General features: G+C 64.9%; 13 protein-coding genes. 5 read left to right on the top strand and 8 right to left on the bottom strand.

The window, feature by feature from the left end:
• The first annotated feature begins 10 nt into the window (after positions 1–10).
• Positions 11–178 (top strand): lipoprotein, encoded by a 168-nt coding sequence (locus ASD71_RS27815; RefSeq protein WP_235512342.1) that lies wholly within the window; start codon positions 11–13, stop codon positions 176–178.
• Positions 175–1,467 (top strand): diaminopimelate decarboxylase, encoded by a 1,293-nt coding sequence (lysA, locus tag ASD71_RS25390; RefSeq protein WP_056571058.1) that lies wholly within the window; start codon positions 175–177, stop codon positions 1,465–1,467. The genes ASD71_RS27815 and lysA overlap by 4 nt, the downstream gene beginning before the upstream one ends.
• A 72-nt stretch (positions 1,468–1,539) precedes the next feature.
• Here the strand turns inward: lysA and ccsB are convergent, their stop codons facing one another.
• From ccsB to ASD71_RS25375, 3 genes are all read right to left on the bottom strand, one after another.
• Positions 1,540–2,886 (bottom strand): c-type cytochrome biogenesis protein CcsB, encoded by a 1,347-nt coding sequence (ccsB, locus tag ASD71_RS25385; protein ID WP_056571056.1) that lies wholly within the window; start codon positions 2,884–2,886, stop codon positions 1,540–1,542.
• 8 nt (positions 2,887–2,894) lie between these two features.
• Positions 2,895–4,976, bottom strand: coding sequence for a cytochrome c biogenesis protein ResB (locus ASD71_RS25380; protein ID WP_056571054.1), 2,082 nt, complete (start codon positions 4,974–4,976; stop codon positions 2,895–2,897).
• Between the two features lie 119 nt (positions 4,977–5,095).
• Entirely contained in the window at positions 5,096–5,797 is a 702-nt protein-coding gene (locus ASD71_RS25375; RefSeq protein ID WP_105241762.1) for a cytochrome c, read from the bottom strand.
• Between the two features lie 264 nt (positions 5,798–6,061).
• Here ASD71_RS25375 and yihA point away from each other — a divergent pair, with 264 nt between their 5' ends.
• Complete coding sequence (gene yihA, locus ASD71_RS25370) at positions 6,062–6,685, top strand: ribosome biogenesis GTP-binding protein YihA/YsxC (protein WP_056571052.1); 624 nt, start codon at positions 6,062–6,064, stop codon at positions 6,683–6,685.
• Positions 6,682–7,698 carry a porphobilinogen synthase gene (gene hemB / locus ASD71_RS25365; RefSeq protein ID WP_056571050.1) on the top strand — a complete coding sequence of 339 codons (1,017 nt, stop codon included), beginning with the start codon at positions 6,682–6,684 and terminating at the stop codon, positions 7,696–7,698. Before yihA ends, hemB begins: the two co-directional genes overlap by 4 nt.
• On the opposite strand, the gene ASD71_RS25360 is transcribed toward hemB, so the two are convergent.
• From ASD71_RS25360 to cutA, 3 genes are all read right to left on the bottom strand, one after another.
• A complete protein-coding gene (locus tag ASD71_RS25360; protein WP_056571048.1) occupies positions 7,695–8,552 on the bottom strand; it encodes a DMT family transporter in 858 nt (285 codons plus the stop codon). The two genes, hemB and ASD71_RS25360, sit on opposite strands and share 4 nt — an antisense overlap.
• Before the next feature lie 199 nt (positions 8,553–8,751).
• Complete coding sequence (dsbD, locus tag ASD71_RS25355; RefSeq protein ID WP_056571046.1) at positions 8,752–10,647, bottom strand: protein-disulfide reductase DsbD; 1,896 nt, start codon at positions 10,645–10,647, stop codon at positions 8,752–8,754.
• Positions 10,647–10,994 (bottom strand): divalent-cation tolerance protein CutA, encoded by a 348-nt coding sequence (cutA, locus tag ASD71_RS25350; protein WP_056571044.1) that lies wholly within the window; start codon positions 10,992–10,994, stop codon positions 10,647–10,649. Before cutA ends, dsbD begins: the two co-directional genes overlap by 1 nt.
• Positions 10,995–11,117: 123 nt before the next feature.
• Between cutA and ASD71_RS25345 the strand changes: the two genes are divergently transcribed.
• Complete coding sequence (locus ASD71_RS25345) at positions 11,118–11,582, top strand: HIT family protein (RefSeq protein WP_056571042.1); 465 nt, start codon at positions 11,118–11,120, stop codon at positions 11,580–11,582.
• 74 nt (positions 11,583–11,656) lie between these two features.
• Here the strand turns inward: ASD71_RS25345 and rplQ are convergent, their stop codons facing one another.
• Positions 11,657–12,049 (bottom strand): 50S ribosomal protein L17, encoded by a 393-nt coding sequence (rplQ, locus tag ASD71_RS25340; RefSeq protein WP_006389635.1) that lies wholly within the window; start codon positions 12,047–12,049, stop codon positions 11,657–11,659.
• Between the two features lie 186 nt (positions 12,050–12,235).
• Entirely contained in the window at positions 12,236–13,222 is a 987-nt protein-coding gene (gene rpoA, locus ASD71_RS25335; RefSeq protein ID WP_008169002.1) for a DNA-directed RNA polymerase subunit alpha, read from the bottom strand.
• Positions 13,223–13,289: the final 67 nt, after the last annotated feature.

Here is a 13,289-nt window from a genome sequence, read left to right as displayed (position 1 = left end):
ATATAGCCGCATGGCTCTTCGCATTGTAGCCACGCTCATGGCGGCCGGCATGGTGACGGCCTGCGGGTACAAGGGGCCGCTCTTCATGCCGCCGCCCCCTGAAGGCAGCAAGGCGCCGGCCCGCACGCAGCAGAACCCGCCGCCAGCGCAGATCCCGCCCGCCCCGGTCCTCCCATGACGCCTCCGTTCCCAACCCCGCCAGAGTTGGCCGGCCATCCCTACTTCCAGTACCGCAATAACGTGTTGTACGCCGAAGATGTGCCGCTTGACCATCTGGCCGAACGGTTGGGAACGCCACTTTACGTCTACTCCCGCGCGGCCCTGAAAGCCGCCTGGCAATCCTATTGCAGCGCCATCGGGCAGCGTCCGGTGCTCGTCTGCTATGGCATGAAGGCCAATTCCAACCTGGCGGTGCTTGGCGAATTCGCGCGGCTCGGCGCCGGCTTTGACATCGTGTCGGGCGGCGAACTACATCGTGCTCTCGCCGCGGGCGCCGATGCTTCCCGAATTGTGTTTTCCGGCGTGGGCAAGCAGGCCTGGGAAATGCGCGATGCCCTGCACGCCGGCGTAAAGTGCTTCAACGTCGAATCCGTTGACGAACTGCACCGCCTGTCCGACATCGCCGCGCACCTGGGCCTGCGCGCCCCCGTATCGCTGCGCGTGAACCCGGACGTCGACGCCCGCACGCACCCGTACATCTCGACCGGCCTGAAGGAAAATAAGTTCGGCATTGCCATCGGCGACGCACTCGAAGCCTACCGCACCGCGCAGTCGCTGCCCGGCCTTCGGATCGTCGGCGTGGACTGCCACATCGGCTCGCAGCTCACCGACATCAGCCCCTACTTCGATGCGCTCGAAAAGCTGCTGGACCTGATCGAGGGTCTGGAACAAGCGGGCATGCATATCGAACACCTGGACCTGGGCGGCGGACTGGGCATCCGCTATATGGACGAGACGCCGCCTTCACCACGCGCCCTGCTGGACCGCGTTTTCGAACGTTTGAACGCGCGCGGCCAAGGTCACCTGCAACTGGTGCTGGAACCGGGACGCTCGCTCGTTGGCAATGCCGGCGTGCTGCTCACCACCGTGCAATACATCAAGCACGCCGAAGCCCGCAATTTCGCCATCGTCGACGCAGCCATGAACGACCTGCTGCGTCCGGCGCTCTACGATGCATTCCATGGCGTGCAGCCGCTGCACCCCCGCGCCGGCGACGCCGCCGAATACGACATCGTCGGCCCTGTCTGCGAAAGTGCCGATTGGCTCGCGAAGCAGCGCCTGCTCACGATCCGCCAAGGCGACGTGCTTGCAGTGGAATCGGCCGGTGCCTACGGCATGACCATGGCCAGCAACTACAACTCGCGCGGCCGCCCGGCCGAGGTCATGGTCGATGGCGATAAATTCTATGTCGTGCGCCAGCGCGAAACCCTGGCGGACCAGCTACGCGGCGAATCGCTGCTTCCCTGAACCGGCGTCGCGCAAAAGACAAAGGCCCCTGCATGCAGGGGCCTTTGTTCGTCTGCGGGGATACTTGCGAGCTTAGAGCTGGCCGTACGAGTGCAGGCCCGACAGGAACATGTTCACGCCCAGGAACGCGAAGCCCGTGATCAACAGACCCATCAGCGCCCAATAGGCCGCCATCGCGCCGCGCAGGCCCTTGATGAGGCGCATGTGCAGCCATGCCGCGTAGTTCAGCCAGACGATCAACGCCCAGGTTTCCTTGGGATCCCACTGCCAGTACGCACCCCACGCATCGGCCGCCCACAGCGCCCCCAGGATGGTGGCCACCGTGAAGAAGGCAAATCCGATCGCGATGGCGCGATACATGATGTCGTCCAGCACTTCCAGCGAGGGCAGCGCTTCCGCGATGCGGCGGCGGCCCAGAAGAATGGCGCCCACGATCACCGCACCCACGCCGAAATACAGCATCCAGGTGGCCGACAGGCCGTCAGTGCGGAACACCATGGGCTCGGCGCACAGCAGCACGCCCAGAATGAACAGCGGCGCCAGCTTGGCCCACGACGTGGTCTGGCCGTGCTGCTTGACCAGGTACGCAAAGCCCACCATCGCCGCCAGCGAGAACGTGCCGTAGCCAATGAAGTTGGCGGGCACATGCAGTTTCATCCACCAGCTCTTGAGCGCGGGCACCAGCGGCTGGATCTGTCCCGCGTCGCGCGTGAACGAATACCAGAGCAGGAACACGACGGCCGACGTCACCACCAGCATCACGAAACCGCCGAGCGCGCGCGTGGCGTATTTGCGTTCGTAGTACAGGTAGAACAGCGCCGTAATGAGGGAAAACAGAACGAAGACTTCGTACAGGTTGCTGACCGGGATATGGCCCAGATCCGGGCCCATCAGATGGCCCTCGCGCCAGCGCACGAGTAGACCCGTGACGCCCGCGAACACAGCTCCCCAGCTCAGCGCCGTGCCCAGCCATGCGGCCGTCGGGCTGAACAGGCCAATCCAGTAGCAGACCATCGACAGCGCAAACAGCGCGCTCATCCACAGGATGGCGGACTGCGAGGAGAACAGATACTTCAGGAAGAACACCTGCTCGGCGCGGGCGAGATCGGTGCCATACAGCATCAGCGCCAGGCCCGACGAGATCGCACAGGCGATCATCAGCCGGCGCAGCGGCCGCCACAGCCAGCCCAGCCAGGCCACCGCAGGCACCGTGCCGCACAGGATGATCTTCTCGTAATAGTCCATCGCATGCCCGTATCGGGTCAGCGCGAATCCTGCCCCCACCGCAAGCAGCAAAAAGAAGACGATGTCGGTCCAGTCAGGCTTGCCGCGTTGCGCGCGGTTGTCGCCGGTTTCGGACAAGGCATCCTGCCAGAGCGATTCAGGCGACGGGGGTTGCGTGGTGGTCGTCGTGGACATAAATAACCTTAGGACCCTTTTTTCTGGCGCAGCAGCGCCTGCTTGAAGCGTTCGAACTCTTGATTGAAGTCAAGTGTACGCTTCTGTGACGTCATGGCCGCCAGGACGCTGCTGCCGCCGCCTTGCGGCTTGACCCAGATCCAGACACGACGATCGCGGATGTAGAACATGGAGAACACGCCCAGGACCAGCAGCAGGCTGCCCAGGTAGACGGTGTTCTTGCCGGGCGTGCGGCTGACCTGAAACACGCTGGCCTGCACGTGGTTGAAGTCGGCCAGCGACAGGAAAACCGGCGCGGGATAGACGGTCAGATCGGACAGCGCCGCCACCGCCAGGCGCGACCACACTGCCGCGCGTTCGCCCTCCTGGCCTTCGACGGGTACGGGCGGCTGACCCGCGCGTTCGCGCGCGATGGCGCGCAATTCATTCATGCTGGCGCCGATCAGGCGGATCACGACATCGGCCGCGCGCTCCAGATCCGGGGCCGGCGTGTTGGCTTGCAGGAAGGCCGCAACGGCCTGCAGGCCGCCGGAGGCAAAGGTGTCCAGCGCGCGCTCGGCCGCGGTCTCCAGCGGCTGGCGGTCGGCGCCCGACGGGCTGTTGCGCTCGGCAAAGCGGCGGGCCGCTTCCTTGCGCGCGGCCGGGTCGGCCAGGGTGGCGCGCAGGCGCATGAATTCAGCAATGGTGCTGTCGTCGTCGGCCGGAATGCGCAGATAGCGGAACGGCTCGGCCGCGTTGTTGCGCACGCCGGCCAGAAACACGGCCGCGCCGTCCAGCTCGACGGGCAGCATGTAGTTCTGGAATTCGTGCGCCTGGCCCGCATCGTCGATCAGCTTGTACTCGACGCTGGGACCCACGTTGCGCAGGTTCTCGTTCTTCTTGCCGGCCGCACTGCCGGCGACCGACGCCACGTGTTCCGCAAAGCTTTGGTTGGCGCCCTTGGGATCGCCGCGGGTCAGGTCCTCGACGTTGATGGGACGCATGGCCGTGATCTCGATGCCCATGCTGCGCGGGCCCTTGGCCGTCTGCGCGGTGAGTTCGCTGGTCTTGCCGACCGTGCCGTCGACCGAGAACGTGGCGTCGTTGGCGCCCACCAGCGGATAGCCCTTCAGCGCGACCGTGCTGCCGCCATCGTCAAAGCTCGACTGATACACCGTCATGCCCTTGAAGCGCAGCGGCTCGTTCACCTCGATGGTCGAATCGAAGGTCTTGCCGGTGTCAGGGTCGGTGACCTCGACTTCGCTGGCGAAGCGGCTGGGCATGCCGGTGGAGTAGTAGTCGACAACGAACTTCTTGAGCTTGAGCGTGAAAGGCATCGGCTGCACCAGAGCGCCGTCGCCCACCATCACGACCGCCGTGGTGGCCTGGCCGCCCTCGGGCACGAGCACGCTGGCACGAAAGCTCGGATTGTTGACGGACAGGCGCCCGCTCTCCGGCACCTCGGAAATCAGCATGTTGTCGACGATCGGCTGCTTGCCGCCAAACATGACCTGCAGGCGCACCGGCAGTTCGCTGTCGAGCAGGCCGCCGATACAGATGATGACCATGGCCGCATGGGCGAACACATACCCCAGGCGGTTCGCGCTACCCTTCTTGGCCGCCACCAGGACGCCGTCCTGGTCCTCGCGCACGCGCACCGCATACCCCATGCGGCCCAGCAGCGCCTTCAGGCCGGTCACGGTCTGCGGCACGCCGGTGGGCTCGGTGGTTTCCACGCGATGCGGGAATGCGCGCAGGCTGCCTTCGCGCACATGCTCGCGGAACGAACGCGCGTCGCGCAGCATCTTGGGCGCATTGCGGATCAGGCACACCGAGGTCGACACGACCAGAAAGCCCATGATCAGCAGGAACCACCAGCTGTTGTAGACGTGCCAGATGGAGAACTTGTCGAACACTTCAAACCAGAACGGGCCGAACTGGTCGATGTAGTTGTTGGACGAGCGGTTCTGCTGCAGCACCGTCCCCACCAGGCTGGCCACGCAGATGAACATCAGCAGGCTGACGGCAAAACGCATCGAACCCAGAAGTTCAAAGAGATCGCCTGGCAGGCTACGCAGAGAGGGGCGGGAGTGGGTTCGAGTCGAATTCATGAAAAAAGGGGGGCCGCGCTATCGGCTACCCCCCTCATAGACAGTGCGTGACGGAACGAGGTTCCGGCGCGCTCAAGTTGCATCAACGCGGACCGGCCGCGCACGTTGCGGCCAATCGTTTACCGAAGGCCGGCCGCGTAATCCGACACCGCCTTGATGTCGGCGTCCGACATGCGGTCCGCGATGGCGTGCATGACGTCGTTCTTGCGGTCGCCGCTACGGAAAAGCTTCAGTTGCTCTTCGATGTACACGGGGAACTGCCCCGACAAACGGGGGTACTGGCCGGGAATTCCGGCGCCATTGGCAGAATGGCATGCCGCGCAAGCGGGCACATTGCGGTCAGGCAAACCGCCACGCCAGATCTTTTGACCTAGCTCAACCAAGTTCTCATGGCCTGCCGTGGCGGGCTCTTTGAGCGGCTGCGTCGCCAGGTACAGCGCGACGTTCTGCATGTCGGCCGGGGTCAGGTTCTGCACCATGGCGGTCATGGCGCTGGGATTGCCGTCCGGACCATTGCGCACGGGAGTCTTGGCGCCTTCCTTGATCTTGAAGTCGGCAAGCTGCTTGGCCAGGTATTCGTGCGGCTGCGCGGCCAGGTTCGGGTTCACCGGAATGGTGCTGTTACCCGCCGCGCCGTGACAGGAGGCACAGGCAATGATGCCGCGGGCCGCGTCGCCTTGGTCAAACAGCTGACCGCCCTTGGCGGCATCTGGTTTGGCCGGGCCCGCAGCGCCATTGGCGGCGAAACTCGTAGCAGAGAGGGCGGAGGCGCCGAGCAACAGCCCGCTCGCAACCAACATCCGGGACAGCACACGCTTCATGAAGACCTCGACGATCACATCGATCAAGGCGCAAAAAGGCGCCCACGCCTGCCCGCACTCGCAGTAAAACCGTATCGAACCTGTTTTGCTTGTCCTGCTTGCGATCTTGCTGCGAGGCTGCGTCAGCACTGCCCGGGAAGGGCTTTTACTGGCTGGATGGCAGCTAAACAGTAAGCAAAAAAGACGGCTCCGCGCACGGGGACCACTGTAGCAAACGCCGGATTATACAATAGGGCTCGAAACCAACCGTATCGAAAGCCATCCGTGTCCCTCCTACATCGCGCCTCCTTCCTCACTTCCGCGGCTCGCCTCGACCAGTTGCCGCCCGCCGGCGCTCCCGAGGTCTGCTTCGTCGGCCGCTCCAACGCTGGCAAGTCCACGTCCATCAACGTGCTGTGCAACCAGCGCCGTCTTGCGTTCTCCAGCAAGACGCCGGGCCGCACGCGCCTGATCAACATGTTCGGCCTGCCTGACCCGCTGGACCCCGAAGCCCACATCGGCTATCTGGTCGACCTTCCCGGCTACGGCTACGCGTCCGTGGCCCGCAACGAAAAGGAAAAGTGGGCGGACATCCTGGGCGGCTATCTGCGCGACCGTGAATCGCTGGTCGGCATCGTGCTGCTCATCGACATCCGCCGCGGCGTGACCGAACTGGACCGGCGCCTGGCGAACTTCATTGCGCCCACCGGCCGCCCCGTGCTGGCGCTGCTGACCAAGGCCGACAAGCTGCCGTACGGACAGCGCATGCGCACCGTCTTCTCGGTCCGCAAGGACCTGGCCGACATCGGCGCGCTGCACACGATTCCCTTCTCGGCGCCCGAGCGCATCGGCCTCGAAGAAGCCGGCGCTCACATCGAAAATTGGATTTCCCCGAAGGTCGTACCATGAACCCGCAGATCATTACCCCTGAGTTTCCGGTCTCCCGCCCCCGCCGCCTGCGTCGCGACGACTTCACGCGCCGTCTGGTGCGCGAGAACGCCCTGACGGTCAATGACCTGATCTACCCGGTTTTCGTGGCCGAAGGCACGGGCCTGCGGCAAGCTGTCGCCTCCCTGCCCGGTGTGGTCCGCTATTCGCTGGACACGCTGCTGCCGGTGGCCGAGGAATGCGTGTCGCTGGGCATCCCGGTGTTGTCGCTCTTTCCCGCCATCGACCCGTCGCTCAAGACGCCGGACGGCATCGAAGCCACCAATCCCGACGGCCTGATCCCGCGCGTGGTCCGCGAGCTGAAGTCGCGTTTCCCGGAACTGGGCGTGCTCTGTGACGTGGCGCTGGACCCGTATACCAGCCATGGCCAGGACGGCGTCATCGACGCCGACGGTTACGTAATCAACGAACCCACCGTCGAGATCCTGGTCAGGCAGGCGCTCACGCAGGCCGAAGCCGGCGTCGACATGGTCGCCCCCAGCGACATGATGGACGGCCGCATCGGCGCGGTGCGCCGCGCGCTCGAGGCCAATGGCCACATCCACACCCGCATCATGGCGTATTCGGCCAAGTACGCCAGCGCGTTCTACGGCCCGTTCCGCGATGCCGTGGGCTCGGCTACCAATCTGGGCAAGTCCAACAAGATGGCCTACCAGATGGATCCGGGCAACATCGACGAGGCGCTGCGTGAAGTGGCCGGCGACCTGCAGGAAGGCGCCGACATGGTCATGGTCAAGCCGGGCATGCCTTACCTGGACGTGCTGCGCCGGGTCAAGGACACGTTCCGCGTGCCGACCTTCGCCTATCAGGTCAGCGGCGAATACGCCATGATCAAGGCCGCCGCCGCCAATGGCTGGCTCGACCACGACAAGGTCATGATGGAGGCGCTGCTGGCCTTCAAGCGCGCCGGCGCCGACGGCATCCTGACGTACTTCGCCATCGAGGCTGCAAAGCTGCTGAAAAACCAGCGTTAAGCGCGGCGGGCGCGGCGCAGTCCCAGCCACGTCCCGCCCAGCACGCAGCTCAGGCCAACGACATGCGTCAGCGTGACGTGCTCGTCCAGGAACAGGGCCGCGAACAGCAGCCCGAAGATCGGCAGCCAGTTCACGAACAGCGCGGCGCGGCTGATCCCCAGCCGCGCGATGCCCGCGTTCCAGACGATGTTGCTGACACCGGATGCGACCACCGCCGAGAACATCAGCACGGCCCAGGGCCACCACGTCATCTGCCACGTATCCGCGTGGTACGAGGACGGCGTCAGCGCGGCATGTCCAACCAGCATCACGCCGCCGGCCAGGTACATGTACCAGAGCATGCCCAGGGGATCCATCATCCGCGACATCCGCTGGATGACAAGGCCGCCAAACACGAAGACCAGCACGGCCACAAACACCACCGCATCGCCCCATCCGGTCAGCCCGAGCTGCGCGCCGCTGCCCGCCACCACCATGCCCACGCCCAACAGGCCGAGCAGCGCACCGGCAATGCGGGTGGCCGTCAGCTTTTCGCGATAGAAGATGGCGGCCAGAAAGGCGGACAGCAACGGGCTGGTGGCCATGATCAGCGTGCCGTTGGCCGCCGAGGAAACCCGCAGGCCTGACACCAGCGCCACCTGGTGCGCATACACCACCAGAAACCCGGCAAGCGCCACCCAGCCCAACTGCGCGCCGCCCAGTTTCGGAATGCGGCTGCCGCGCGCCTTCATGATGAGGGTGACGGTGATGAACGCAATGACGATCCGCACGGCAGCCAGCGCCTGGATATCCATGTGCTGCGTCAGATACTTGATGGAGACGATGTTCAAGCCCCAGGTGGCCATGACGAACATCAATTGAAGATAAATCAGACCGTTCCGGTCCTGACTTGCATCAACGGTGGTGGACGTCACAGCGCCGGCCTGAAGGGAGTTGGATGCGCCGCGCGGGCAGCGAAGCGATCATGGTATATCGCCGCTTTTCTTGATTCAACGCAAGCATTGCCGCGTTGCGCGCATCAGACGTTAACGCCTGCGCTGCCCCGCCCGCCCCTCAACGCACGAGCACGCGGTCCAGCGATTCCGTGAAGCGCTTTGCGTCCTGAAAGCCCACCACGCGCGCATCCGCGATTTCCTTGCCACCGGGCTCGAAGAACATGATGCCGGGCGGGCCGAACAGACGGAAGCGCTTGAGCAGCGCACGGTCGTCGGCATTGTTCGCAGTCACATCCGCCTGCACCAGCACCATGCCCGCCATGCGCTGCGCCACCCCCGGATCCGTGAACGTGAAGCGCTCCATCTCGCGGCACGACACGCACCAGTCCGCATAGAAGTCCAGCATGACCGGACGGGTGCTTTGCGCCAGCAGCGTGTCCAGCTCGGCGTTGCTGCGCACGCGGGTGAAATGCACCTCGCCCGCAGCGGCGCCGCCGGCAGCCGGCGCATCACCGCGCGCGGCCAGGTGCGACAGCGGCTGCAGCACATCACGTCCGCCGCTGGCAGCCCCCACGAGCCACGCCGCGGCCGCCAGGGCGAGCAACAGGCCCAGGCCCTTGCCGAACATGCGGCCGGCCCCCGCGCCTGGCGGCAAGGCGTCAAAGGCGCGCAGCATGACGGCCGACACGACTGCCAGGAACGCCCAGCCCGTCATCTGAACCCAGGTTGGCACGACCGGAATCAGCATCCACCACGCGGTCGCCAGCAGCAGCATGCCGAACAATCGCTTCACGCCGTCCATCCACGGTCCGGCCTTGGGCAGCAAGGCGGACGACGAGGCACCGACGATCAACAGCGGCACGCCCATTCCCCATGCCATCGCAAAGAGCGCCGATCCGCCCAGGACCACGTCCCCGGTCTGCGAGATATACAGCAAGGCGCCGGCCAGCGGCGCGGCCACGCACGGACCGACAATCAGCGCCGACAAGGCGCCCATGACCAGCGCGCCGGTGTAGCGTCCACCTGGCACGCGCGAAGAGCGCTCGGACAGCATCGCCTGCACACCCGACGGCATCTGGAACGTGAATACGTCGAACATGGCCAACGCCAGCACGGTCAACAGGATGGCAAAGAGGGTCAGGATCCAAGGCGTCTGCAGCCAGGCCGCGAGCCCCGCGCCGCTCAGGCCGGCAGCCACGCCCAGCGCGGTGTACACCACCGACATGCCCAGCACGTAAGTAGCAGCCAGCGCCAATCCGCGTCCGCGGCTGGGCCGTTCCTGCTGCGCGCCGCCCAGCACGATGGACGACAGGATGGGGATCATGGGCAGTACGCACGGCGTGAAGGCGAGCAACAGGCCCAGCACCAGAAAGACGCCGGCCGTCTTGATCCATCCCAGCCCGCCCAGCGCGTCGGCCAGCCCGGTGTCCCCGGCGTTAACCAGGGCGGACAAGCCGCCGGAAGCCGCTTGCGGCGCCAACGCCCCGCCCAGTCCCGTGCCCGCCACCGCGTATCCGCCCGCCACGGGCGTGAGCTTCACGGTGCTGTCCATCGGCGGATAGCAAAGTCCGGCATCCGCACAGCCCTGGCCCGTCAGCGTCAGCGTGAAGGGCTGTCCGCCGGTCCCCACCGGGACGCGGATCGTCACGTCCTTGTGGAAGACCTCCATGTCCTTTTCAAAGGTTGGGTCATATTTGACTTCGCCCTTGGGGTAAACGGCCTCGCCCAGCGTGGTGGCGTCGGCGGGGTTGATGGCAATCGCGAAGCGCTCGCGGTACATGTAGTAGCCGGGCGCTACCTTGTAATGCAGCTCCAGCGTGTCCGTGGACGCCATGTTGGCGCTGAACACGAAAGCCTTTTCGGGCTCGAGGAATTCGGCGTCCGCGCGCGCGGCAGCCTGCCATCCGAACAGCAGGAAAGCCATCGCCAGCAGCAGCAGGCAGTGCCTGAAAAAGGCGGAGGTCGCGCTCTCGGCGCGCCCGCGCGCACCGACCGTACCGGCAAGTTGCAACATCAGTTTCTCTTGTTCTGCGTAATGGCCGTCTGCTCGCGCACCCAGTCCAGGTATGGCGCCGCGCCGGCAATGACCGGCAGCACGATGATCTCGGGCACGTCGTAGGGATGGAGTTCCGACAACGCCTGCACGACGGCGGCATGCCGCGCGTAGGTCGTCTTGATCTGAATGGGGATTTCCTCAGCCCCTTCGACCTCGCCGTTCCACAGGTAGATGGACAACCCGGGCGCGCCGAGGTTCACGCACGCGGCCAGTCCATCCTCGACGAGCACGTGCGCAATGCGCTTGGCCAGCAACAGGTCCGGCGCATTGCTGATGACCAGCACGACGTCGTCATCGCGCAACATGGAACCTCCTTGGGATACCCGCGTGGGATGTAACTCGAGGTATTTTATCGGTATTGCCGTCCCCCTTCCCGGAACCGCCGCGCGCCAGGCCGCCGTGCAGTCCCCTTACACGCCGAGGCAAGCATGTCCGACAACTGCCTGTTCTGCCGCATCGCCCGTCACGAGATTCCCGCGCACGTCGTCCACGAAGACGACCGCCTGTTGGCCTTCCTCGACATCCAGCCCGTGCGCCCGGGGCACACGCTCATCATTCCCAAACAGCACTATCCCTATTACGAAGACATGCCGGCCGACCTGGCCGCCAGCATCGTCAACTTGGGCCAGCGCCTCGGCCGCCAGATGAAACGCCTGTACGGCGTCGAGCGCGTTGGCTTCGCGTTCACGGGCATCCACGTCGCGCACGCGCATGCCCATGTCATTCCGATGCACCACCCGCAGGACGTGACGTCCACGCAGTACATCGCGGAACAGGACCTGACGTTCCGGATGCCGCCTCAGCCGCCCCAGGAGGCGCTGGCCGCCACGGCCGCGGAGCTGCGCGGGCACTTGCGCGGCGGGCGCGATCGCGGGGATGAGGGCAACGCCTGATCGGCGATCGCCCACGCCAAAAAAACAAGGGCGGGTCCGAAGACCCGCCCTTGTCGCTTATCTAGCTGCCGAAATTACTCGGCGCTGTCCTCAGCGGCTTCATCGACTTCCGGACGGTCAACCAGTTCCATGAAAGCCATGGGAGCGTTGTCGCCTTGACGGAAGCCCATCTTCAGCACGCGGGTGTAGCCGCCGTTACGGGCCGCGTAGCGCGGGCCGATTTCAGCAAACAGCTTCACAACCGCATCGCGATCGCGCAGACGGGCGAAAGCCAGACGCTTGTTCGCGAGCGTGGGCTCCTTGCCCAGCGTGATCAGGGGTTCGATGACGCGGCGCAATTCTTTCGCCTTCGGCAGCGTGGTCTTGATTGCTTCGTGGGTGATCAACGAAACGGCCATGTTGCGGAACATGGCAAGACGGTGACTGCTGGTGCGGTTGAGCTTACGCAAGCCATTACCGTGACGCATGATAAGTTTCCTTTGAATCTAAAGAAGGCGTTTCCGCCATCGGGTTGCCGGCTCTTCTATCAGCCTGCAATCAGGCTGCGGTCCGGTAGAAAACGGGGCATTTTACGACGATTTCGCAAACCGCCCGGCGGTGAGGCCGGGCGCTGCGGGAGACGCCCCTTTTCAGGGGCGGCACCCTACTAAGACTTACGGACGCTCCAGGCCCAGGGGCGGCCAGTTCTCGAGCTTCATGCCGAGGGTCAGGCCACGTGCAGCCAGCACTTCCTTGATCTCGTTGAGCGACTTGCGACCCAGGTTCGGGGTCTTGAGCAGCTCGTTTTCGGTACGCTGGATCAGGTCGCCGATGTAGTAGATGTTTTCGGCCTTCAGGCAGTTGGCCGAACGCACCGTCAGCTCCAGGTCGTCGACCGGACGCAGCAGCACCGGGTCGATCTGCGGCGTGCCGCGGACCGGGGCTTCGTACGAATCGCCAGCGCCTTCCAGGGCGGCGAAGACCGAGATCTGGTCCATCAGGATGCGGGCCGACTGGCGCACCGCTTCCTCGGGCGAGATCACGCCGTTGGTTTCGATGTCCAGGACCAGCTTGTCCAGGTCGGTGCGTTGTTCAACGCGGGCGCTTTCAACGGCGTAGCTCACGCGGCGGACCGGGCTGAACGAAGCGTCCAGAACGATGCGGCCGATGGTGTGCGTACGGTCTTCCGACAGCGCGCGCACGTTGCCCGGCACGTAGCCGCGGCCCTTTTCGACCTTGATCTGCATTTCCAGCTTGCCCGCTTCCGTCAGGTTGCAGATGGCGTGGCCGGGGTTGATGATCTCGACGTCGTGCGGCAGCTCGATGTCGCTGGCCAGCACCGTGCCGGCGCCGGACTTGCGCAGAACCAGCGTCACTTCGTCGCGGTTGTGCAGCTTGAAGACCACGCCCTTCAGGTTCAGCAGGATGTCGACGACATCTTCGCGAACGCCCGGGATGGTCGAGTATTCGTGCACCACGCCCGTCATCTGGACTTCGGTCGGCGCATAGCCGGTCATCGAAGACAGCAGGATGCGGCGCAGGGCGTTGCCCAGCGTGTGACCGTAGCCACGCTCGAACGGCTCCATCACGATCTTGGCATGGTGCGTGCCGACCGGTTCGACTTCAATGGAGCGCGGCTTCAGGAAACCTTGAGTGGACATTTACTGTGTTCCTTTTCAATACCCTCGGCTCGTTACACCGATAAGGCTGATGGACAGGGTGAGGCGT

The sequence above is a fragment of the Achromobacter sp. Root565 genome (assembly GCF_001427425.1).
Classification (GTDB): domain Bacteria; phylum Pseudomonadota; class Gammaproteobacteria; order Burkholderiales; family Burkholderiaceae_B; genus Achromobacter; species Achromobacter spanius_D.
The sequence above is the reverse complement of the archived record's forward strand: the minus strand, read 5'-3'. Positions and strand labels throughout refer to the sequence as shown.

Coding starts and splice junctions, on each gene's coding strand:
- ccsB (WP_056571056.1), bottom strand. CDS start 2,886: ATGTCCACGACGACCACCACGCAACCCCCGTCGCCTGAATCGCTCTGG.
- ASD71_RS25375 (WP_105241762.1), bottom strand. CDS start 5,797: ATGAAGCGTGTGCTGTCCCGGATGTTGGTTGCGAGCGGGCTGTTGCTC.
- ASD71_RS25360 (WP_056571048.1), bottom strand. CDS start 8,552: ATGTTCGTCATGGCCACCTGGGGCTTGAACATCGTCTCCATCAAGTAT.
- rplQ (WP_006389635.1), bottom strand. CDS start 12,049: ATGCGTCACGGTAATGGCTTGCGTAAGCTCAACCGCACCAGCAGTCAC.
- lysA (WP_056571058.1), top strand. CDS start 175: ATGACGCCTCCGTTCCCAACCCCGCCAGAGTTGGCCGGCCATCCCTAC.
- cutA (WP_056571044.1), bottom strand. CDS start 10,994: ATGTTGCGCGATGACGACGTCGTGCTGGTCATCAGCAATGCGCCGGAC.
- hemB (WP_056571050.1), top strand. CDS start 6,682: ATGAACCCGCAGATCATTACCCCTGAGTTTCCGGTCTCCCGCCCCCGC.
- rpoA (WP_008169002.1), bottom strand. CDS start 13,222: ATGTCCACTCAAGGTTTCCTGAAGCCGCGCTCCATTGAAGTCGAACCG.
- ASD71_RS27815 (WP_235512342.1), top strand. CDS start 11: ATGGCTCTTCGCATTGTAGCCACGCTCATGGCGGCCGGCATGGTGACG.
- ASD71_RS25345 (WP_056571042.1), top strand. CDS start 11,118: ATGTCCGACAACTGCCTGTTCTGCCGCATCGCCCGTCACGAGATTCCC.
- ASD71_RS25380 (WP_056571054.1), bottom strand. CDS start 4,976: ATGAATTCGACTCGAACCCACTCCCGCCCCTCTCTGCGTAGCCTGCCA.
- dsbD (WP_056571046.1), bottom strand. CDS start 10,647: ATGTTGCAACTTGCCGGTACGGTCGGTGCGCGCGGGCGCGCCGAGAGC.